We start from the raw sequence: 18,853 nt of genomic DNA on the forward strand, positions 1-18,853 counted from the left end.
GCCCGTCCCTCACCTTCACGGGGCGGGCACGAAGACGGCGAGCCGTCTGGTGTGCTTGTCGAAGACGAGGGGCGGAGCCGAACGCCTGATCTCTCCGTCGTGGGAGACCAGGAGCCGCTTCTGCGCGGGCATCACCTTCACCGACTTGGCCGTCCACTTCTCGTAGCCGAGTCGACGGCTCCCTGTGAGAACTGCCGCGAATGCGCCCGCCTTGCCCAGTCGTCTCCGGGCGGAGACCACTCTGACGTCGAGGAGCCCGTCGTCCAGGCGCCCCCGCGTGGTGGGGACCGTGCCATGTGAGCGGTACTCGCAGTTGCCTACGAAAGCCAGCCACACGCGTCTGCTTCGGCCGTCCAAGGACGCCCGGACAGGGGTCGTGTGGCGCAGCGCCCGCAAGGTGGAGACCGCCAGCGCGGGCCACTTCCCCAACCTGCGCTCCAGCTTCTCTCGCCGCCGCACGACGTCCGGGTAGATCCCGAAGCCCGCGTTGTTGAGGAACGGCACCCCGTTCACCGTGCCCACGTCGACGTGGGAGAGGTTCCCGCTCCGGTAGGCGTTCAGGGCGTCGGAGACGGTCTCGATGCCCAACGACCGGGAGAAGTGGTTGAGAGTGCCGACGGGGAGGACGAGCAGGGGAACGCCGTGCCTCAACGCCGCAGCGGCCCCCGCACCCACGGTGCCGTCTCCCCCGCCGACGGCCAGGACCTTCGCGTTGCCGGCCGCCTTCTCCAGGCGTTCTTCCAGGTCCCCTTCCGTCTCCAGGACCGCGCCCGGGAGTTCCTCGCGCAGGTACTCCGCCGCCCCTTCTGCGCCGTTCACGACGACCACGACGCCCTCGCCGGACGGGGTGACCTGCTCGACCGTCCGGTCCAGCGGCACCACTTCCGCCGGGACCGAAACCGGCCACATCAGACGCGTCACCAGGGCGGCGGCGAGTCCCGAGGCCGCCCCGGCCAAGACGTCTCCGGGATAGTGCGCGCCGGTGTAGACCCGGCTGAATCCGACGGCGGCGGCGAGCCCGGCCACGGGCAGGACGGTGCCGCGCGAGCCCTCCATGGCGACACCGGCGGCGAACGCGACGGCGGACGCGGTGTGCCCCGAGGGAAACGACGGAGATCGCGGAATCCGATGCAGCCTGACCTGCGGAACGTTGTCCAGCAGCGGCCTCCGGCGCCGGAAAAGCTGCTTGCCCACGATGTTCACGGTCGGACTGGCCAGCGCGATCCCGATCAGCCCGCGGGTCGCCGCCCGGCGCAGGGACGGCCGCCCGGTGGCCGCGAGTCCCGCCGCGACGAGGTACCACAACTTGCCGTGATCGGCCAGGCCGGACAGCCTCGGAAGAACGAACTCCAGGCCGCGCAGCTTCGCCGTCGCGACCCTGTCGAACGCGTGTTGATCGATTTCGGCCAGACCCATGTGCGACGTATTCCCCGCCGGACAGGTCTTTCTACCGTGTCACCCGTCACTGCCTGTGTCATGATCTGACGATCTAGACAAGGAAGGGAGCTCCATTTTGACAGTCGAGAGCCTGCTCACCGCATTTCGCACGATCGACGTCCAGGCCCGCGGTCGGCTCGACCTGGTCGGCTTCACCCTGGTGCTGGACGAACTCGGGCTGACCTGGAGCAAGGCCGAGACTCAGGAGCGCTTCGAACGCGCTGACGCCAACCACGACGGCTTCATCACGCTCGACGAACTCCAGGCCATGCTCGACACCCTTTGATCGCGTTGTCCACAGGTTCGGCCCGGACCGACCGGCCGGATTCGTAGACTTGCCGGGTGACTTCCCCCGGCGTACAGGACGCGGCCGACGTGCTCAAGCGCGTCTTCGGATACGACTCCTTCCGGCCTGGCCAGCAGGAGATCGTCGACCATGTCGTCGCCGGCGGCGACGCACTCGTGCTCATGCCGACCGGCGGCGGCAAGTCGCTGTGTTATCAGATCCCGTCCCTGGTCAGACCGGGCGTCGGCGTGGTGATCTCACCGCTGATCGCCCTGATGCAGGACCAGGTCGACGCCCTGCGGGCGCTCGGCGTGCGCGCCTCCTTCCTGAACTCCACGCAGAGTTCCGCCGAGCGCAGGGACGTCGAGCAGGCGTTCGTCACCGGGGAACTCGACCTGCTCTACCTGGCGCCCGAGCGCCTCCAGCTCGACGGCACGATCCGCCTGCTGGAGCAGGGCAAGATCTCCCTCTTCGCCATCGACGAGGCGCACTGCGTGTCCCAGTGGGGCCACGACTTCCGCAAGGACTACCTGCTGCTGTCGATGCTGCACGAGCGCTGGCCCGACGTGCCGCGGATCGCGCTCACCGCGACGGCCACCGAGTCGACGCACGCCGAGATCACCGAGCGCCTCGGACTCGCCGAGGCCAGGCACTTCGTGGCGAGCTTCGACAGGCCCAACATCCAGTACCGGATCGTCCCGAAGAACAGCCCGCAGAAGCAGCTCCTGGAGCTGCTGCGCACCGAGCACCAGGGCGACGCGGCGATCGTCTACTGCCTGTCGCGCGCCTCGGTCGAGCGGACCGCCGAGTTCCTGGTCGCCAACGGCATCCCAGCGGTGCCCTACCACGCGGGCCTCGACGCCCGGGTCCGCGCCGAGAACCAGGCCCGCTTCCTGCGCGAGGACGGCCTGACGGTCGTCGCGACGATCGCGTTCGGGATGGGCATCGACAAGCCCGACGTCCGGCTGGTCGCCCATCTCGACCTGCCGAAGTCCATCGAGGGCTACTACCAGGAGACGGGCCGCGCGGGCCGAGACGGACTGCCGTCGACCGCGTGGATGGCCTACGGCCTTGCCGACGTGGTGCAGCAGCGCAAGATGATCGACTCCTCCGAGGGGGACTTCGCCTTCCGCCGCCAGCAGACCATCCACCTGGAGGCGATGCTCGCCCTGTGCGAGACCGTCACGTGCAGGCGGAGCCAGCTGCTCGCCTACTTCGGGCAGCGCGGCTCGGCCCCGTGCGGCAACTGCGACACCTGCGCGGCGCCACCGGAGTCCTGGGACGGCACGATCGCGGCGCAGAAGCTCCTGTCGGCGGTGTACCGGCTGAAGAACGAGAGGAACCAGAAGTTCGGCGCGGGCCAGATCATCGACGTGCTGCTCGGCAAGGAGACGGAGAAGGTCCGCCAGTACCGGCACGACCAGCTCACCGTCTTCGGCATCGGCACCGAGCTGGGCGAGGCCGAGTGGCGGGGCGTCGTCCGCCAGCTGCTCGCGCAGGGCCTGCTGGGGGTCGAAGGCGACTACGGCACGCTGGTGCTGACCGAGGCGAGCGGCGAGGTGCTGGGGCGCCGTCGCGAGGTGCCGATGCGGCGGGAGCCGGCGAAGGCCGCGCGGCCGGCGAAGGCGGCGAGGTCGAGCACGCCGGTGGAGCTGCCGGAGGAGGCCAAGCCGCTGTTCGAGAGGCTGCGCGCGTGGCGGGCCGCCACGGCCAAGGAACAGGGCGTCCCCGCGTACGTCATCTTCCACGACGCGACGCTGCGGGACGTCGCCGGAAGGCGTCCTGCCAGCCTTGCGGAGCTGGGGACCATCAGCGGTGTGGGCGAGAACAAACTGAACAAGTACGGCGAGCAGATCATCGCGGTCGTCGCCGAGGAGGGCTGAGCCTGCCCCGCGGCGGTCAGCGGAGCTGGGCGAGGAACTCGGCGTTGGAGCGGGTCTCCTTGATCTTGTCGAGGAGCAGCGTCATGCCCTGCTGCTCGTCGAGCGCGGTGAGCATGTGGCGCAGCTTCCACGAGGCGGCGAGTTCGGCGGGCGACAGGAGCAGCTCGTCGCGGCGGGTGCCGGAGGCGACGAGGTCGATCGCGGGGAAGATCCGCCGGTCGGCGAGCTTGCGCGACAGCCTCAGCTCCATGTTGCCGGTGCCCTTGAACTCCTCGAAGAAGACCTCGTCCATGCGCGAGCCCGTCTCGACGAGCGCGGTGGCGAGGATCGTCAGGGAGCCGCCTTCTTCCAGGTTGCGGGCGGCGCCGAAGAACTTCTTCGGCGGGTAGAGCGCGCCCGCGGCGACGCCGCCGGCGAGGATCCGGCTGTTCGACGGCGCGGCGAGGTTGTGCGCGCGGCCGAGCCGGGTGAGGGAGTCCAGGAGGAGCACCACGTCGCGGCCGCGCTCCGCGAGGCGCTTGGCGCGCTCGACGGCGAGGTCGGCGAGTTCGACGTGCTCGGCGGCGGGCCGGTCGAACGTGGAGGCGATGATCTGCGCGCCGGGGACCTTGCGCCGCAGGTCGGTGACCTCTTCGGGCCGCTCGTCGACGAGCAGGACGATGAGTTCGCATTCGGGGTGGTTGGCCGTGATCGCGGTGGCGAGGGCCTGGAGGATGATCGTCTTGCCGGCCTTGGGCGGGGCGACGATGAGCCCGCGCTGGCCCTTGCCGATGGGCGCGAGCAGGTCGATGATCCGTCCGGCGGGGGACGGGCCGAGCGTCAGCCGTTCCGTGGGGAACAGCGGGGTCAGGTCCTCGAAGGCCGTGCGTTCGCGGCGGCCGCCGTCGACGGTCGCCAGGACCGCGGTGCCGCCGCGGGTGCGGGGCCGCGCGGTGCCGGTGACCTGGTCGCCGGAGCGCAGCGCGTGCTTGTGGACGAGGGCGAGCGGGACCTGGACGTCGTCGGGCGAAGGGGCCAGGCCGCGGACGCGCAGGTGGGCGTTCTTGGCGCCCACGGAGAGGATTCCCGAGACGGGGACGGTGCTCCGCACCGCGGTTTCTTCGGTGATGGTCATGCGTGCTTCCCTAAGGGCGGGCGCGCCGGAGCGGCGCGCGGCGGGGGGATCGCGCCGGGTCGGTGCCGGGCGCGGGTGGGCACGGGCCGCGGAAGGCGGGCGGTGCCGGGAAAGAAAGAACGAGGGGAGGCGGCATACCGTGACACGGTTTGAGAAGCGCTCTGCCTCCCCTTGAAGAAAGCACACATCGGGACGGGGTGTCAACCCATCTTGGCGTGGTCCCAGGAGCTGATCTTGGTCGGTTCCAGGATGACGGCGACGCGCTTGGCCATGGCCCTGCCGACGCCTTCGACGAACGCCCTGTCGACCGCGGAGAGGTCCTCGGGAACGGGCAGCCCGGCCATGCGGTGGGACACGACGGTGCCCACGGCCAGGAGCACGTCGCGGTCCTCCACGACCCTCGCGGTGCCGGTCAGGCTGGCTCCGCGCAGCTCGTTGTAGGCATCGCCGCCCTCGACGAGGCAGGTCATGACGGGGTTGCGGCGCAGGTTCACGACCTTCTGCGAGGTGCCGTAGGTCGTGAAGGCGATCTTGCCGTCATAGAGCGTGTAGAACATCGTGACCAGATGCGGCGCCCCGTCCTTGCCGATCGTGGCGATCTGCACCTTGGACTGCTGGGCGAGGAAGTCCGCGAGTTCCTCGTCGGACATCCTGATCTTGTCGCGTTTGCTCACACCGGCTCCCGAATCACGTTCTGGTAAAGCTCAAGCCAGCGTACGTCCGGCGACCTCCGTCACACCAGCCCCCGAGGCCTCGGAAAAGTTATCCACAGGGCGCCGAACGATCTTGACAGAGATCACGCAGAGTAGGCGCATGGACATCAAGATGAGTTTTCTGGAGCCCCTCCCGCATGCGGCCGGGACGGTCCACGACCTCGGCGTCGACGCCGACCGGCTCGTCTTCGGCGGGGCGGCGCTGCACGTCCTGCGCCGCAAGGAACTGGTGCTCGACGTGCCGTTCCGCGAGATCGGGGCGATCGATCTGCCGGCCCGGCGCTCGGTCGCCGCGCTGCGCACCCGGTATCCGAAGGCCTACTTCCCCTGGACCCAGGAGGAGGACGCCCGGCTGCTCGGCCGACTCGGCGAAGGCGCCCAGATCGAGGCCTTGTGCGCCGAACTCGGACGCGGCCGCAACGCGGTGCTGGCCCGGCTCGTCAAACTCGGGGTCTTCGGTGTCGGCTGACCGGCGCCCACCACCCCGGTCGTGATGGTCGAATGGGGAGATGGACCAGCGAATGCTGGGGAAGGTGCGGGCTCTGCTGCAGAAGGCGGAGTCCACCGAGTTCCCCCGGGAAGCCGAGGCGCTCACCGCGCGGGCGCAGGAGCTGATCGCACGGCACAACCTGCAGGCCGCGCTCCTTGAGGCCGGGCAGGGCGGCGACGGCGGCGGGCCGCTGGCCCGCGTCGTCGCCGTCGGCCAGCCCTACGCGGCGCCGAAGGCGACCCTGCTGCACGTGGTCGCCGAGGCCAACCGCTGCCGGGCCGTCTGGCACCGCGAGCGCGGCGAGGCCACGGTGCTGGGCTACGCCGAGGATCTGGCGGGCGTCGAGCTGCTGTTCACCTCGCTGCTGGTGCAGGCGACCTCGGCCATGGTGCGCGCGGGATCGCGGACCGACGGCCTTGGCCGCTCGCGCACCCGCTCGTTCCGGCACGCGTTTCTTTCGGCGTACGCGCTGCGGATCGGCGAGCGGCTGAGCGAGGCGGCCGAGCAGGCGGTCGGCGAGGCCCGCGCGCCCGGCCTCACCGTGGTGCTGGCCTCGCGCGACGCGGCGGTCCAGCGCTCGGTCAGCGAGCGCTTTCCCCGGCTGCGGCGGTTCCGCGGCGGCGGCGCGTCCAACCCCGACGGCTGGGTGCACGGCCGCGCCGCCGCCGACCGTGCGGCGCTGGGCCGCACCGCACTAGCATCGGACCATGAGTAACCGGACGGACACCGATCGTTTCCTTCGGGTCACGCTGGACCTCGTCGTGGAGGTCACCGACACCGCCTCCCTGCGGGAGACGGCGCTGGCCGACCTCAGGCTCCGGCAGCCCGATCTCGCCGAGTTCGAGGAGCAGCACGACCAGATCACCGCGGACGAGACGGGCGCCTCGGCACTGCGGTGGCTGATCAGCCCCGAGGCCGTCCTCGGGCTCGTCGACCGGATCGAGGAGATCGACCCGGTCGAGGCGATGCTGGAGATCAGCGAGTCGGAGGGAGGGCTGGAACCGCTCGACGAGTGACCGACCCGCGAGGGCGCCCGTCGTCAGGCGCGGCGCAGGTTCCAGACGGTCTTGGAGTAGTCGGCGCCGTCCTTCACGGTCTGGCGGATCGTCAGCTTCTTGGACGTGCAGGTGTACTTGGCGGCGCGGGGCACCACGCCCTGGTCGCCGCCGGTGCGAACCGCCTTCGCGACGCTGTGCTTCTGCGTCACCAGGCCCGCCTTGACCGTCAGGAGGGCGTCGCCCGTCGCCGACTTCGCCTTGCCGGTGATCGAGCCCTTGGCCGAGCCGCTGAAGGCGTTGTTCATCCGCAGCGTCTTGGTCAGGGTCAGGGTCGCCTTCGTGGGGACCCCCTTGACCGCGCCCGAGCCCGTCAGCGGCTTGGAGCCGGTGAAGGTGTAGGTGGCCTTGCCGGTCTTCGCGAGCGCGAGCTTGATGCCCTTGCCCCCGCTCAGGTCGAACTCGAGGTCGGCGGTCTTGATCTCGGCGGACGCCGAGGTGACCGTCCACTTGCCCGTCCAGCACTTCGCCGCCGCCGAGGCGGGGGCACCGACGACCGCGGCACCCGCACATCCCATGGCGAACACTCCGAGCACCGCGATTGCACGCATGTGACTTTCCCCTCATGAGAGCGACATTCCGGGCACCTTAGAACAAAGCGATTCGGCGGAGAAGAGGAATGGGACGATGGGCGGATGAACGATCCCGAAGCGTTGGTCACCGCGGCGATGGAGGCCCAGCTCAGCGGCGATCTGCGTGCCTGGGACTCCGCGACTGCTCTTCTCGCCGCCTCGCCCGCCGCCGACGCCGCGCTGCTGTCGGCACTCGCCCGGGTCCGCAAGGACGCCGCGGCCCGCGGCTGGACCGAGGAGGACCTGCGGCGGCATCTGACCCGGTTCCGCTCCCCCGCCCACGCCGCGATGCTCGACGCGTCCGCCCTCGGCTCGCGCGAAAGGCTCGACGCCGTCGGCAGACTGGTCGAGGTGCTGTGCACGCTCGCGCGGCTGCCGCGCATCGCCGTGCTGAGCCGGACCGCGCGCCCTGACCATCCCGCGCTCGGCCGGATCCGGGCGCTGCTCGCCAAGGCCGAGTCCACGGGCTTTCCCGCCGAGGCGGAGGCGCTCGTGGCGCGGGCGCAGTCGCTGATGACGCGGCACAGCCTCGACCGGGCCGCCCTGGACGCCCCCGAGGACGCCCCCACCGGCGTCCGGCTGGGGGTCGACGGCCCCTACGAGGAGGCGAAGGCGACACTGCTGCACGTGGTCGCCGAGGCCAACCGCTGCCGGGCCGTCTGGCACTCGGAGCTGGGGTTCGCGACGGTCCTCGGCTTCCCCGCCGATCTCGACGCGGTCGAACTGCTCTACACGTCCCTGCTCGTGCAGGCCGACGCGGCCATGCCCAAGAACGGCTCGCGGCGGGCGTTCCGGGAGAGCTTCCTCACCTCCTTCGCCCACCACATCGGGGAACGGCTGCTCGCCGCGGCCGAGGCCGAGACCGCCGCCGAGACGGATCTGCTGCCGGTCCTTTCCCGGCGGGATGAAGCCGTGGACAAGGCTGTGGATACCCTTTTCCCCGAGCTCACCTCCGTCAGGTCGCGGCGTGTCCGCGACGCCGCGGGGTGGGCCGAGGGCAGAAGGGCCGCCCGCGAGGCCGACCTGAGCTGACCACTTTTATGTGCTTGTTACCTCTCTTAGATCTAGGGTGACCGCGTGACGTCTGCCTCGACCAACAGGTCCTTCTTCAAAGAGCTGCCTTTTCTCGCGGTGACCGCGGTGGTTCTGGCGCTGCTGATCCGGACCTTCGTCCTCCAGACGTTCTACATCCCGTCCGGCTCCATGGAGCGCACCCTGCACGGCTGCGAGGGGTGCACGCGCGACCGGGTGCTCGTCGAGAAGGTCAGCTACCTGGTCTCCGACCCGCACCCCGGCGACATCGTCGTCTTCCGCGGCACGGGCGACTGGCCCGAGGAGGACCTGATCAAGCGGGTCATCGCCACCGAGGGGCAGACCGTCGAGTGCTGCGTCGAGGGCAAGGTCGCGGTGGACGGCAAGGCGATCGACGAGCCGTACCTCTACCAGGACGACCACCGCGCGTTCGAGAAGGTGACCGTTCCCGACGGCATGCTCTGGGTGATGGGCGACCACAGGTCCGGCTCCTCGGACTCCCGCGACCACGGGTTCGTGCCGGTCGACTCCGTCGTCGGCCATGCCCGCATGATCATCTGGCCGGTCACCCGCTGGGACTGGCTCTAGCTCTAGGACTTGGTGGAACGCAGGCGGGCTCCCGGGTTTGGAGCCTGCCTGCGTTCTCCGCTTCAGCAAGCACAGGCGGGCTCCCGGGTTTGGAGCCTGCCTGCGTTCTCCGCTTCAGCAAGCACAGGCGGGCTCCCGGGTTTGGAGCCCGCCTGCGTTCTCCGCTTCGACGAGCGCGGGGGACACGTGGTCGACGGCATATGCCGAGCGCGTCAGATGCCACTGGCGGCTGCGCGCTGATCGCGTGCCATGGGAGGTGATCCGGAAGGAGCCGCCTCCGATGGCCGACTTCATCGCGCACGTGCAGGTCCCGACGTCTCAGGAACTCGCCGTGGTCCTCCCCCTCTTCCTCCTCGTCTCCCGTGCCCTTCTGGGCCTCCTGCGCGCGGCGCTCAAGGCCGCGGCCGTCTTCGTCTTCTTCGTCGGGCTGCTCACCGTCGCCGGGTGGCTGATCGGGTGACGCCCCGGGGGGACGTCACCCTGGACGGGCGTCAGGACACGGGCTGGGGCTCTGCGGCGGGCTCGGGGTAGTAGCGGGCGAGCGCCCACCACCCCCCGGCGAGGAGCACCGCCGCGACCGGCCAGGCGGCGAGCTCGTTCGGGGGGACGTCCCACGCCCAGCCTTGGGCGGCCAGCCCGCAGTAGGCGGCGGCGACCGTGAGGAACGCGCCGGCGACGGGCAGGTGGGGCAGGTACCGGAAGGAGAGATCGATGGCGATCGCCCCGGCGAGGAGGAAGAACGGCCACACGGACTGCGGGAACCCGGTGGCCTCGAGCAGCAGCCCCGTCACCGCCCGGTAGGCGAGGTATCCGGCGGTGATGCCGGTGGCCGTCCAGCGCAGCCCGGTGAAGCGGCGGGCGAGGACCAGCACGAACATGACGCCGGCCGCGGTCCACAGGGGGTAGATCCACGTCGAGACGGGCTGGGCGAACTGCTGGACCATGGTGTCGTCGACCGGCCGGCCCATCTGCTCGGCGGCGAACTTCAGAAGGCTCGGCTCGGCCTCGGGATCCCCCGCGTACCAGGCCTTCAGCGCGTAGACGCCGTACTCCTGGTGCAGCGCCGGGAACTGCCAGTTCTCCAGGAAGAAGGCGAAGAAGAGGGCCCGCATGACGCCGGAGGAGCACCGGATCACGCCGATGAGCATCAGCGCGGTGCCGATGTAGAGCAGGGCGTGGGACGGGCTCCACGCGGTGATGTCGAGGCCGTTGACGCGGTGGTTCACCACGTCGATCGGAATCGCGATCATGAAGACCGCGGTGCCGAACACGACGAACCGCTGGGCGATCTTGTCGAGGCCGTAGCCCGTGTAGAAGTGCACGCCGACGAGGGCCAGCGCGAGGAGGGTCCCGGCGCTGTTCAGGAGGTGGGGCGGCGCGAAGTCGTCACGCAGCCATTTGAAGTGCCAGGAGACATCCCAGGACGATCCCACCAATTTCAGGCTGAAAGCCACTATCCATGAGCGGAAGAGAAAATCTCGGAGGTCGTCGGGCGTCTCGCGACCCGGATTTCCTCTGGTCAGTGCATTGAGGGAGACCGGCGTGAACATGCGGCAATAGTGCCGTTCACCCGGCGTCGTGACAATGGTGAACCTACGGATGGGTCTGGGCGTCACTTCTAGGACCGAAGATCCCGTACTGCGCACATCCAGTGCGCACCCAGGGAGGTGTTCACGTTGTCCCCCCGCATGTCCTCCGCGGAGTTCCGCTCCGTCTACCAGGCCCTTCCCGACGACCTTCAGACGCGCGTCGGCCGCCTCCAGCGCTATGTCCTCCTCAGCCTGGACTGCGAAGGATGTGTGCGCGTCGGTGTTCTCACCCGGCTGGCGCTGCGATCCGCGGCCGCCGGCGCCGTCGAGGAGGCCGCGGCGGTCCTCGCCCTCGCCGAGCGGATCCTGCCCGGCGAGGAGCACACCCACCCCGTCTCCATGGCGGCCCACAAGCCCCGTACGGCCCCCAGGAAGCGCCCGGAGCACCGGACCGGCCAGATCGGCCGCTGGGCCGGGACGCGCCCGCTGGTGGCCGCCACGGACGCCTCCTGGAAGGACGGGTACGGCGGGACGGGTTTCCTCACCACGGACGGCCACTGGGGGTTCGGCGGGTGGCGCACGGTGCCCCAGGACCCGGCGGGACCGTCGAAGATCCTCGTCACCGAACTGCGCGCGGTCCGGCTGCTGCTCGCCGAGGTCGCGCCCGGCACCGCGATGACCGTCCTCGTGGACAGCCGCGCCGCGCTGGACCTCCTGCGCAGGTGGCGGCGCGGCGACACCCGCGCGCTGCCCGCCGGATGCTCGGCGCCCGACCTGCCGCCCCTCGCCCGGTCGCTCGCGCGCAGCCCGGGGCTGCGCTTCGAACACGTCAAGGCGCACAGTGGGCACCTGCTCAACGAGGCCGCCGACGCGCTCGCGTCCATCGGCCGCCGCCACACGGCGGGGACGCTGGCCGTCGGCGAGGCCGAGGAGCGCGCCGTCGGCCTCGTGGACTCCTTCCTGCGCAGCTGGAGCGAGCCCAGGCTCTCCGCCTGAGCCCTCAGGTCTCGGTGGGCACGTGCAGGAGGCCCAGCAGACGACGGCGCAGCACGGCGAAGCCGTCCATGTCCACCGACCGCGGATGACCGAGGTCCACCTTGATCTCCTCGGCTATCCGCCCCCCGTCCAGGACGAGGAGCCTGTCGGACAGGAGCAGCGCCTCGTCCACGTCGTGCGTGACGAGCAGGGCGGCGAAGCCGTGGGACTCGTGCAGCCTCGCGAACAGCGCCTGCATCTTCAGCCTGGTGAGCGCGTCCAGCGCGCCGAAGGGCTCGTCGAGGAGGAGCAGTTCGGGCTCGCGCACGAGCGCGCGCGCGAACGCCACCCGCTGGGACTGCCCGCCGGACAGCTCCGACGGCCACGCCTTCCCGCGGTCTTCGAGGCCGACCTCCTCCAGCGCCTTGGCGATCCGCGGCTTGGCGTCCTTGCCCCGCACGCCGAGGCCGACGTTGTCGGCCACCCGCTTCCAGGGCAGAAGGCGGTGCTCCTGGAACACCACGGCCTTGGACCCCGAAGTGCGGACCTCGCCTTCGGCGTCCTGGTCGAGTCCCGCCAGCACCCTCAGGAGGGTGCTCTTCCCGGAGCCGCTGGCGCCGAGCAAGGCGACGACTTCGCCGGGTTCCACGAACAGGTCGACGCCCGAGAGCACGACGGTGCCGCCGAACGCGCGCCGTACCCCGGCCGCCTCTACGACGCCTGAAGACCGCGCCTCCATGCGAGGACCCTCCTTTCGGCCGTGCGCAGCAGGAAGTCCGAGACGAGGCCGAGCGCCGCGTAGACGAGCAGGCCCAGCACGACGATCTCGGTCTGGCTGAAGTCGCGGGCCTCCATCATCATGAAGCCGATGCCGCTGACCCCGTTGACCTGCTCGCCGACGACGAGGCTCAGCCACCCGGCCGCGAAAGCGAGCCGCAGCCCGAGGAACAGCGAAGGCATCGCACCGGGCAGGATGACGTGGCGGACCCGCTCGAACGCGCTGAGCCCGCAGGTGCGGGCCGCCTCGACGAGCCGTTCGTCGATGTCGCGGATGCCCGCGTAGGTGTTGAGGTAGATCGGGAAGAACGCGCCGAGCGCCACGAGGGAGACCTTGAGGGACTCCCCGATGCCCACCCAGATGATGAGCAGCGGCACGAGGCCCAGGTGGGGCAGCATCCGAGCCGCCTGGATGACCGGGTCCACCAGGTCGTCGCCGATCCGCAGCAGGCCCGCGACCGCGCCGAGGACGAGCGCGAGGACACCGCCGATGAGCAGGCCGGTGAAGGCGCGCTGCAGGGACTCCATCAGGTGGAGGCCGAGTGTGCCGTCGAGGGAGAGCCGCCACGCCGCCTCGAGCACCTCGCTCGGCGGGGACAGCTTCTCGTGCGGGAGGACGCCTGTGCGAGAGGCGCCCTCCCACACGGCGACGAGCACGATCGGAGTGATCAGCCGTCGCGCCTTCATCACTGCAGCAGATCCGTGAAGCGGTCGTCGATCCGGGACTTGACGTCGACCTTCGCCGGAATGAGCCCGAGGTCGGCGAACCCGTCGGCGATCTCCTGGAGTTCGTCGCCGATGGCGGGGGTCACCGGGGAGAGCGCCTTGGCGCTGCGCTCAAGCGCGCGGGCGGCCACGGGCTCTTCCAGCTTCAGTTCGGGCGCGATCAGCTTGAGCCGCTCGTCCGGGTTGGCGATGCCCCAGTCCGTGACCTCGCGATAGGCCTTCACGTACTCGCGGATGAGGTCGCCCTTCTCCTCCAGCGCCTTCGGCGAGACGAGCAGGTACTCGCGGTTGTTGGCGAGGCCCGTGGCGTCGGCGAGGACCTGGACGCCCTCGTACTGGGCGAGGGAGAAGTACGGGTCCCAGATGATCCACGCGTCGACCTGGTCGTTGTCGAACGCGGGGCGCGCCTCGGCGGGCTTGAGGTACTGGACCTCGATGTCCTCGATCTTCATCCCGTTGGCCTCAAGGAGCTTCACCAGGAGCCAGTTGACGTTCGAGCCCTTGTTGAGCGCGACCTTCTTGCCCTTGAGGTCCTTGAAGGACTTGTAGCCGCTCTTCTCCTTGACGAGGACGGCTTCGCCCTGCGGGACCGGCTCCGACGTCGCGATGATCTTGAAGTCGGTCTGCGCGGCGGCGGCGAAGATCGGCGGGGCCTCCCCGGTCTGGCCGATGTCGATGGCGCCCGCCTTGAGCGCCTCGGTGAGCGCGGGGCCGCTCTCGAACAGCGACCACTGGGCGTCCGCAGCCGCGCCCTTGGCCTTGACCAGGCTCTGGCCGCCGAATCTCTGGTAGCCGATCTTCAGTTGCGCGGCGCCCGACTCCGTCTCCTCACCTCCTCCGCAGGCGGTGGTGAGGCTGCCCAGGAGGGCGAGCACGCCGATGAGGACGGTCAAGCTGCGGCGCATGGGGGGCTCCTTGTGGGAACGCTGCAATTTCGCCGCAACCTAACCATATAACCTACCGTTTGTATAGGTTTAGTGGGTTTTGGCAGATGTCATCCCCGTGGACCTGACCAGCGTCGCGACGATCCCCGCCTGGAGCGCGAGCTCGCCGAGGTTGCTGATCCAGAAGTGGGCGAAGCCCACCCCCGCCGCGACGAACATCGTCACCGCGCCGACGAGCAGCCACGGGAAGCCCGCCTTCCGCCAGACGACGACGCCTATGGCGATCAGCACCACGATCGTGGCGATCGCGGCCATCGGCGGGCCGCTCGGCTCGGCGTGGACGTAGCGCAGGGCGTCGGCGTAGGTCTCGGGCTTCAGGTGCAGGCCGAACGCCTCGGTGACGAGGCCGACCACGACGAGGGCCGCCGCGAGGATCCCGGCGCCCACGAGCACCGGGGTGCCGACGGACACGCCCAGCCGGCGCGCGAGGAGCACCCCGACCACGACGAGCAGCGGCGTGAACAGGGCGTGGATCCAGTACCGCGGGATGTTGACGGCTTCGAGCGCGTCGCCGTAGCCGAGGACGGAGCCGATGGCGATCGCCCCGTTGTCGTAGGCGAGACCCAGAGTGAGGACGGCGAGGGCGATGCCGACGGGGGTGCGTGTACGTGCCGCCACGACGGCGAGGGCAAGGAGGCAGAGAAAGACGACGGCCATGAGGACGGAGACCATGGATCACCCATGTTTCCTTGAGAGAAACGGCGTATCCACCGGGACCCTAGGTGGACCCGGACTCCCCGGGCAAGCCCCTAGGCGCCGCCCGTCGCGGGTTTCAACGCGGGCCACCACGCCAGGAGGTCGTCCGGATGGTAGACCGCGTCGAGCGTCAGCAGGCCCGGCACCTCGGGATGGCGGCGGCCGGCCTCCCAGGTCCGCTGCCGGGACGGCGGGTCGAGCACCAGCACCCGGGAGTCGCCGAGCAGCGGGATGTCCGCGGGGACCCCCTCGTTCCAGACCGCCTCGCCATGCCCGTCCGCCAGGTCCCACCACCCCTCCACGGGCGGCAGGCCGGGTACCGGATCGGCGTCCCCGTACGCGGCGACCCACCCCGGATGCGGCGCGCGCCCGGGCACCTCCGCGCCCACGAGCAGCCCGGCGAGCAGCGTGTGGAGCTGGAAGTTGTCCGTGACGCCGCGCATCGTCACCGTCCAGCCCCGCCGCGACGGCCGGTGCAGCACCAGCAGGGATTCGCCGTCCAGCACCCGGCGCAGCTCCTGCACGTCGCGCAGCGCCTCGCAGTGGACGATCGCGCGGTCCACCGCCTCGTCGAAGTCGGCGACGGCGGCCCGGGTGGCCGGAGAGTGCAGCAGCAGCGCCAGCGCGCCCTGCGCGAACCGGGGCAGCGCGTACCAGCACTGCATCGAGATCATCGCCCGGTCGCCCATGAGCGCCCGGGTCCGCTCCCAGACCTGCGGCGCGGGGCCCGCCGCGGCGGGCGGCGGGCGGCCGCCCCAGGCCTCGGCGAACGCGAGCGCGCCCGCCGCGACCCCGCCGAGCCGCGCCACCAGGGGGATCCCGTCGGCGTCCGCGCCGCGCCCGGCGAGCGCGCCGGCCAGCACCGCAAGCCAACCGCCGCGCTCGGGCAGCACCTCGGCGGCCGTGTCGACGAGCAGGTTCGCCGCCGCCGTCATCTCGTCCTTCGGCGCGTCCGCGGCCAGCGGCATGACGCCCTCCAGCCGCTCCCTGAAGTCCGGCGTCCCCGCACGCGCGGCCGCGGCGAGCGAACGGCAGGCACCCAGCAACATGACGGCTCCCCCGAAGACGGCGACGGCTGGCCTGCGGGCATGGTCCATCCACGGGTGACGGCGTTGCCCGGACGCTGCTCGGATGGTACGTCAGACAAGACGTCCAATGACGGGCGCGACGGTCGGAGCCCGACCGATCGACACGGAAGGGGGCGGCATGGACATCGTGCTCGTGCAGGGGGACATCACCGAAGCGCGGGTCGACGCGGTGGTCAACGCCGCGAACTCGTCGCTGCTCGGCGGGGGCGGGGTCGACGGGGCGGTGCACCGCAGGGGCGGGCCCGCGATCCTCGCCGCGTGCCGCGAGATCCGCGCCATCACTCATCCCGAAGGGCTTCCCACGGGCCACGCCGTCGCCACCGTGGCGGGCGATCTGCCCGCGCGCTGGGTCATCCACACCGTCGGCCCCGTCTGGTCGGCCGCCGTAGACCTCGCTCCCCTTCTGGCGTCCTGCTACCGGGAGTCCCTGCGCGTCGCCGACGAACTCGGCGCCCGAACCGTCGCCTTCCCCGCCGTGTCCGCCGGCGTCTATGGCTGGCCCATGGACGACGCCGCGCGCATCGCCCTCACGACGGTCCGGACGACCCCGACGAAGGTCGCCGAGGCGAGGTTCGTCCTCTTCGGCCCGGAGGCCTACGCGGCCTTCGACGCCCATCTCCCCCGCTGACGCCCCGGCCGCGAACTCCCGGCTCAAGACCTCGCCGAGTCCGTGGATCTCCCCTGTCTGGAATCCGAGTTGGCACTAGTGCGCGGCATCGCCTAAGCTTTTCCACGTTGCCCCGGAGCGAAGCGCAAAGCCCCGGGAGCAGCACCAAGGTCCTGTGGAGCAGTTGGAGTGCTCGCCACCCTGTCAAGGTGGAGGTCGCGGGTTCAAGTCCCGTCAGGACCGCCTTTCTTTATCACGGCCAGGTAGCTCAGTTGGTACGAGCGACCGCCTGAAAAGCGGTAGGTCGGCGGTTCGACCCCGCCCCTGGCCACCAGCTCAGAGACCCAGTCCGAGTCATCCGGACTGGGTCTCTTGCTTTGTGGGCATCTGCTCGGTGCGGTCTCGGCGTGCGGCTGCGGATTCATGGCCTCGATATGTGGGGCAGGTCACCGAACCTGGGTGGTTTGGGGACAAAAAGGCAAAAAAGTGTTGGTGTGGTGGGTTCGGTCGGGCCGTCGGGGCAATGGGGACCTTGTAGCTACTCAAGTCCGACGTGGAGGTGAGTGATGGCCCGGGAGCCGCGGAAGCAGATCGTGGACGACGCAGCCGAGACCACGACGCGAGGTGCCGCACCGATGGGCGCAGGCGGGTCCTCCCCGGCGACGGGGTCCTCCCCGGCGACGGGGTCCTCCCCGGTGGCTGGGAAGGACGAGAGGACGGGATCGAGTGCGACGCTGAGCGGATCACATGCGCCCGAGCCGGAGTACTACAACCTGCCGAGGGCCCATCAGGGGACGGGACACCCCCACGGGAAGACGTCTTCGTGGGTGGTGGTCGGGGTGGCGCTCGCGGCGCTGGTCGTCGGGGCGATCGCGTTCGTCCTGCACGCTTGGGTGCTGATGTGGATCTGCGCGGTCGTCGCGGTGCTGTGCTTCCCCGCGGGCCTCGCCGTGAAGATCATGGACGACACGGTGAGCTGGGGCGCGCCGACGCCCGGGAGCATTCCGCGCGGCGAGATCATCCGCGGCGCGACCCGGATCCACGACCGCGACCGGGACACCGAGCTCCGCGACCGGGAGGGCACCGCGCGGCGGCGAGTGAAGCAGCACCACTGATCCCCGAGCCGTGAGCGCACCGCGCGGCGGCAGGTGAAGCAACCCACGCGCGGGGCGCAGAGCGCCCAGGCGCCCGACAGGCCTTGAGGCCCCGCGGAGGCTTCCGCGGGGCCTTCAAGGTCTTCTGGGGGCCGTACAGGGCGGCTGGTGGCACGTCGTCTGGCGCTGGTCGGAAAGCCCCTGGCAGGTGCGGCATGCATAGGTGCGGTGCCCGCCCGTCGCGGGCGAGCACCGGCAGGGCCGCCAGCCCACGAGGACCCGGCCCGGACCGAGCCGGTGGCCGTAAGGGCAGGTCGCCGGGATCCCGTCGGCCCACGCAGGTCGCGTTTCCATGGCCACTGAGCCTATCGAGCAAGTTTTCGAAACCAGAAGGCCGGTCCCGCCTACGATCAGAAGGTCACGGACTCACCGATGCCGAGGCGGACGTACTCCGAGCCGATGAGCCCGCCCAGGATCGAGTCCGTGACGGTCGTCCCGATGTCGCTCAGCAGGACGTCGTGGATGGGGTGGACGCGGATCGGCGCGACCTTGTTGATGAAATCCGCGGCCTCGCCGAGCTTGAGCCAGGGCGCGCTCACGGGCGCGAGCAGCGTCGAGACCGGGGCCTCGGGGACGGTCAGCGCGTCGCCCGGGTGGAAGATCCCGTCCACGAGGAAGCCGACGTTCTCGATCACCGGAATGGAGGCGTGGATCACCGCGTGCTCCTCGCCGATCACCGCGAAGGAGAGCCCTGCGGCCTCGACCACGTCGCCGTGGCGGACCGCGGTGAACTCGAGGTCGCCGAGCGGCTCGGCCAGCGACGGAGGCCCGTAGATCGCCAGGTCGGGGCGCTTGCGGCGCAGGTCGCGCAGGGCGTCGGGCTGGATGTGGTCGAAGTGCATATGGGTGATCAGTACCGCGTCGACATCGGCGAACGGCTCCTCGCCCGAGAACGCTCCCGGGTCGATCACGACCCGCCCCTCGGACGTCTCAAAACGGACACAGGCGTGGGTGAACTTCGTCAGCTGCATGATTCCATCATCACGAATCGCCCGATGCCGTCCGCAGCCGCCCCGGGGATCGGTACCCGAAAGGATCTGAGTAGGAGAGCGGATACGCGGGACGGGCCGCGGCGTGCACCATCACGGGCATGGACCACGCATCAGTCCCCCCGCGCGGATGTCCCGCCTGCGGCCTTCTCGTCGCGGATCCGGCCGCCGGGCGCTGTCCCGCGCCGCTCTGCGGGT

At 70.6% G+C, this 18,853-nt stretch carries 21 protein-coding genes, 2 tRNA genes and 1 pseudogene; 13 read left to right on the forward strand and 11 right to left on the reverse strand.

The features are described from left to right. Positions 1 to 15 precede the first annotated feature (15 nt). On the reverse strand, positions 16 to 1,416 hold the full coding sequence (locus ACYVOM_RS09300) for a phosphatase PAP2 family protein (RefSeq protein WP_460302844.1): 1,401 nt from the start codon (positions 1,414 to 1,416) through the stop codon (positions 16 to 18). A 97-nt stretch (positions 1,417 to 1,513) separates the two neighbouring features. On the opposite strand from ACYVOM_RS09300, the gene ACYVOM_RS09305 reads away from it, so the two are divergent. Then, positions 1,514 to 1,723, forward strand: a complete 210-nt coding sequence (locus ACYVOM_RS09305) for an EF-hand domain-containing protein (protein WP_460302845.1) — start codon at positions 1,514 to 1,516, stop codon at positions 1,721 to 1,723. 56 nt (positions 1,724 to 1,779) lie between these two features. Next, positions 1,780 to 3,606: a DNA helicase RecQ gene (gene recQ, locus ACYVOM_RS09310; protein WP_460302846.1), complete on the forward strand. Its 1,827-nt coding sequence runs from the start codon at positions 1,780 to 1,782 to the stop codon at positions 3,604 to 3,606. A gap of 16 nt (positions 3,607 to 3,622) precedes the next feature. On the opposite strand, the pseudogene rho reads toward recQ, so the two are convergent. Both rho and ACYVOM_RS09320 read right to left on the reverse strand, forming a co-directional pair. Continuing rightward, positions 3,623 to 4,684, reverse strand: a pseudogene (gene rho, locus ACYVOM_RS09315) (transcription termination factor Rho); the annotation flags it as partial. 236 nt (positions 4,685 to 4,920) lie between these two features. Next, a complete protein-coding gene (locus ACYVOM_RS09320; protein WP_460302847.1) occupies positions 4,921 to 5,394 on the reverse strand; it encodes a pyridoxamine 5'-phosphate oxidase family protein in 474 nt (157 codons plus the stop codon). Positions 5,395 to 5,533: 139 nt separating this feature from the next. Here ACYVOM_RS09320 and ACYVOM_RS09325 point away from each other — a divergent pair, with 139 nt between their 5' ends. Genes ACYVOM_RS09325 through ACYVOM_RS09335 form a run of 3 tightly spaced genes read left to right on the forward strand, consistent with a single transcriptional unit; the run spans position 5,534 to position 6,939 of the window. Continuing rightward, entirely contained in the window at positions 5,534 to 5,902 is a 369-nt protein-coding gene (locus ACYVOM_RS09325; RefSeq protein ID WP_460302848.1) for a hypothetical protein, read from the forward strand. A 40-nt stretch (positions 5,903 to 5,942) separates the two neighbouring features. Next, entirely contained in the window at positions 5,943 to 6,638 is a 696-nt protein-coding gene (locus ACYVOM_RS09330; RefSeq protein WP_460302849.1) for a DUF2786 domain-containing protein, read from the forward strand. Further along, entirely contained in the window at positions 6,631 to 6,939 is a 309-nt protein-coding gene (locus tag ACYVOM_RS09335; RefSeq protein WP_460302850.1) for a hypothetical protein, read from the forward strand. Before ACYVOM_RS09330 ends, ACYVOM_RS09335 begins: the two co-directional genes overlap by 8 nt. 23 nt (positions 6,940 to 6,962) lie before the next feature. Here ACYVOM_RS09335 and ACYVOM_RS09340 read toward each other — a convergent pair whose 3' ends face one another. Then, the gene (locus ACYVOM_RS09340; RefSeq protein ID WP_460302851.1) at positions 6,963 to 7,496 is read right to left on the reverse strand and encodes a hypothetical protein; all 534 of its coding nucleotides are present in this window, start codon (positions 7,494 to 7,496) and stop codon (positions 6,963 to 6,965) included. Between the two features lie 117 nt (positions 7,497 to 7,613). On the opposite strand from ACYVOM_RS09340, the gene ACYVOM_RS09345 reads away from it, so the two are divergent. From ACYVOM_RS09345 to ACYVOM_RS09355, 3 genes are all read left to right on the forward strand, one after another. Further along, entirely contained in the window at positions 7,614 to 8,582 is a 969-nt protein-coding gene (locus ACYVOM_RS09345; RefSeq protein ID WP_460302852.1) for a DUF2786 domain-containing protein, read from the forward strand. A 45-nt stretch (positions 8,583 to 8,627) separates the two neighbouring features. After that, complete coding sequence (lepB, locus tag ACYVOM_RS09350; protein WP_460302853.1) at positions 8,628 to 9,170, forward strand: signal peptidase I; 543 nt, start codon at positions 8,628 to 8,630, stop codon at positions 9,168 to 9,170. A 280-nt stretch (positions 9,171 to 9,450) separates the two neighbouring features. After that, a complete protein-coding gene (locus ACYVOM_RS09355; RefSeq protein WP_460302854.1) occupies positions 9,451 to 9,630 on the forward strand; it encodes a hypothetical protein in 180 nt (59 codons plus the stop codon). 31 nt (positions 9,631 to 9,661) lie between these two features. Here ACYVOM_RS09355 and ACYVOM_RS09360 read toward each other — a convergent pair whose 3' ends face one another. Next, positions 9,662 to 10,603, reverse strand: a complete 942-nt coding sequence (locus tag ACYVOM_RS09360; RefSeq protein ID WP_460302855.1) for a hypothetical protein — start codon at positions 10,601 to 10,603, stop codon at positions 9,662 to 9,664. A gap of 243 nt (positions 10,604 to 10,846) precedes the next feature. Here ACYVOM_RS09360 and ACYVOM_RS09365 point away from each other — a divergent pair, with 243 nt between their 5' ends. After that, complete coding sequence (locus tag ACYVOM_RS09365) at positions 10,847 to 11,695, forward strand: RNase H family protein (RefSeq protein ID WP_460302856.1); 849 nt, start codon at positions 10,847 to 10,849, stop codon at positions 11,693 to 11,695. Positions 11,696 to 11,699: 4 nt separating this feature from the next. Here the strand turns inward: ACYVOM_RS09365 and ACYVOM_RS09370 are convergent, their stop codons facing one another. The 5 genes from ACYVOM_RS09370 to ACYVOM_RS09390 form a co-directional block, all read right to left on the reverse strand. Continuing rightward, positions 11,700 to 12,413, reverse strand: a complete 714-nt coding sequence (locus ACYVOM_RS09370) for an ABC transporter ATP-binding protein (RefSeq protein ID WP_460302857.1) — start codon at positions 12,411 to 12,413, stop codon at positions 11,700 to 11,702. After that, positions 12,386 to 13,138, reverse strand: coding sequence for an ABC transporter permease (locus tag ACYVOM_RS09375; RefSeq protein ID WP_460302858.1), 753 nt, complete (start codon positions 13,136 to 13,138; stop codon positions 12,386 to 12,388). Before ACYVOM_RS09375 ends, ACYVOM_RS09370 begins: the two co-directional genes overlap by 28 nt. Then, complete coding sequence (locus tag ACYVOM_RS09380; protein WP_460302859.1) at positions 13,138 to 14,082, reverse strand: aliphatic sulfonate ABC transporter substrate-binding protein; 945 nt, start codon at positions 14,080 to 14,082, stop codon at positions 13,138 to 13,140. The genes ACYVOM_RS09375 and ACYVOM_RS09380 overlap by 1 nt, the downstream gene beginning before the upstream one ends. Before the next feature lie 69 nt (positions 14,083 to 14,151). Further along, entirely contained in the window at positions 14,152 to 14,793 is a 642-nt protein-coding gene (locus tag ACYVOM_RS09385; protein WP_460302860.1) for a hypothetical protein, read from the reverse strand. A gap of 77 nt (positions 14,794 to 14,870) precedes the next feature. After that, on the reverse strand, positions 14,871 to 15,866 hold the full coding sequence (locus ACYVOM_RS09390; RefSeq protein ID WP_460302861.1) for a hypothetical protein: 996 nt from the start codon (positions 15,864 to 15,866) through the stop codon (positions 14,871 to 14,873). A gap of 157 nt (positions 15,867 to 16,023) precedes the next feature. On the opposite strand from ACYVOM_RS09390, the gene ACYVOM_RS09395 reads away from it, so the two are divergent. From ACYVOM_RS09395 to ACYVOM_RS09410, 4 genes are all read left to right on the forward strand, one after another. Beyond that, entirely contained in the window at positions 16,024 to 16,533 is a 510-nt protein-coding gene (locus tag ACYVOM_RS09395) for an O-acetyl-ADP-ribose deacetylase (protein WP_460302862.1), read from the forward strand. Positions 16,534 to 16,681: 148 nt separating this feature from the next. Then, positions 16,682 to 16,755: transfer RNA gene (locus tag ACYVOM_RS09400), tRNA-Asp, on the forward strand. A 14-nt stretch (positions 16,756 to 16,769) separates the two neighbouring features. Further along, positions 16,770 to 16,846, forward strand: a tRNA-Phe gene (locus ACYVOM_RS09405). Positions 16,847 to 17,339: 493 nt separating this feature from the next. After that, on the forward strand, positions 17,340 to 17,627 hold the full coding sequence (locus ACYVOM_RS09410) for a hypothetical protein (protein ID WP_460302863.1): 288 nt from the start codon (positions 17,340 to 17,342) through the stop codon (positions 17,625 to 17,627). A gap of 389 nt (positions 17,628 to 18,016) precedes the next feature. On the opposite strand, the gene ACYVOM_RS09415 is transcribed toward ACYVOM_RS09410, so the two are convergent. Then, positions 18,017 to 18,637: an MBL fold metallo-hydrolase gene (locus tag ACYVOM_RS09415; protein ID WP_460302864.1), complete on the reverse strand. Its 621-nt coding sequence runs from the start codon at positions 18,635 to 18,637 to the stop codon at positions 18,017 to 18,019. Positions 18,638 to 18,853 lie beyond the last annotated feature (216 nt).

It is taken from the genome of Actinocorallia aurea (assembly GCF_054783995.1).

Excerpts from the sequence above, each read along its gene's own strand:
- ACYVOM_RS09300 (WP_460302844.1), bottom strand. The coding sequence starts at position 1,416 with ATGGGTCTGGCCGAAATCGATCAACACGCGTTCGACAGGGTCGCGACG.
- ACYVOM_RS09325 (WP_460302848.1), top strand. The coding sequence starts at position 5,534 with ATGGACATCAAGATGAGTTTTCTGGAGCCCCTCCCGCATGCGGCCGGG.
- ACYVOM_RS09330 (WP_460302849.1), top strand. The coding sequence starts at position 5,943 with ATGGACCAGCGAATGCTGGGGAAGGTGCGGGCTCTGCTGCAGAAGGCG.
- ACYVOM_RS09335 (WP_460302850.1), top strand. The coding sequence starts at position 6,631 with ATGAGTAACCGGACGGACACCGATCGTTTCCTTCGGGTCACGCTGGAC.
- ACYVOM_RS09340 (WP_460302851.1), bottom strand. The coding sequence starts at position 7,496 with ATGGGATGTGCGGGTGCCGCGGTCGTCGGTGCCCCCGCCTCGGCGGCG.
- ACYVOM_RS09345 (WP_460302852.1), top strand. The coding sequence starts at position 7,614 with ATGAACGATCCCGAAGCGTTGGTCACCGCGGCGATGGAGGCCCAGCTC.
- ACYVOM_RS09355 (WP_460302854.1), top strand. The coding sequence starts at position 9,451 with ATGGCCGACTTCATCGCGCACGTGCAGGTCCCGACGTCTCAGGAACTC.
- ACYVOM_RS09370 (WP_460302857.1), bottom strand. The coding sequence starts at position 12,413 with ATGGAGGCGCGGTCTTCAGGCGTCGTAGAGGCGGCCGGGGTACGGCGC.
- ACYVOM_RS09375 (WP_460302858.1), bottom strand. The coding sequence starts at position 13,138 with ATGAAGGCGCGACGGCTGATCACTCCGATCGTGCTCGTCGCCGTGTGG.
- ACYVOM_RS09380 (WP_460302859.1), bottom strand. The coding sequence starts at position 14,082 with ATGCGCCGCAGCTTGACCGTCCTCATCGGCGTGCTCGCCCTCCTGGGC.
- ACYVOM_RS09385 (WP_460302860.1), bottom strand. The coding sequence starts at position 14,793 with ATGGTCTCCGTCCTCATGGCCGTCGTCTTTCTCTGCCTCCTTGCCCTC.
- ACYVOM_RS09390 (WP_460302861.1), bottom strand. The coding sequence starts at position 15,866 with ATGTTGCTGGGTGCCTGCCGTTCGCTCGCCGCGGCCGCGCGTGCGGGG.
- ACYVOM_RS09395 (WP_460302862.1), top strand. The coding sequence starts at position 16,024 with ATGGACATCGTGCTCGTGCAGGGGGACATCACCGAAGCGCGGGTCGAC.
- ACYVOM_RS09415 (WP_460302864.1), bottom strand. The coding sequence starts at position 18,637 with ATGCAGCTGACGAAGTTCACCCACGCCTGTGTCCGTTTTGAGACGTCC.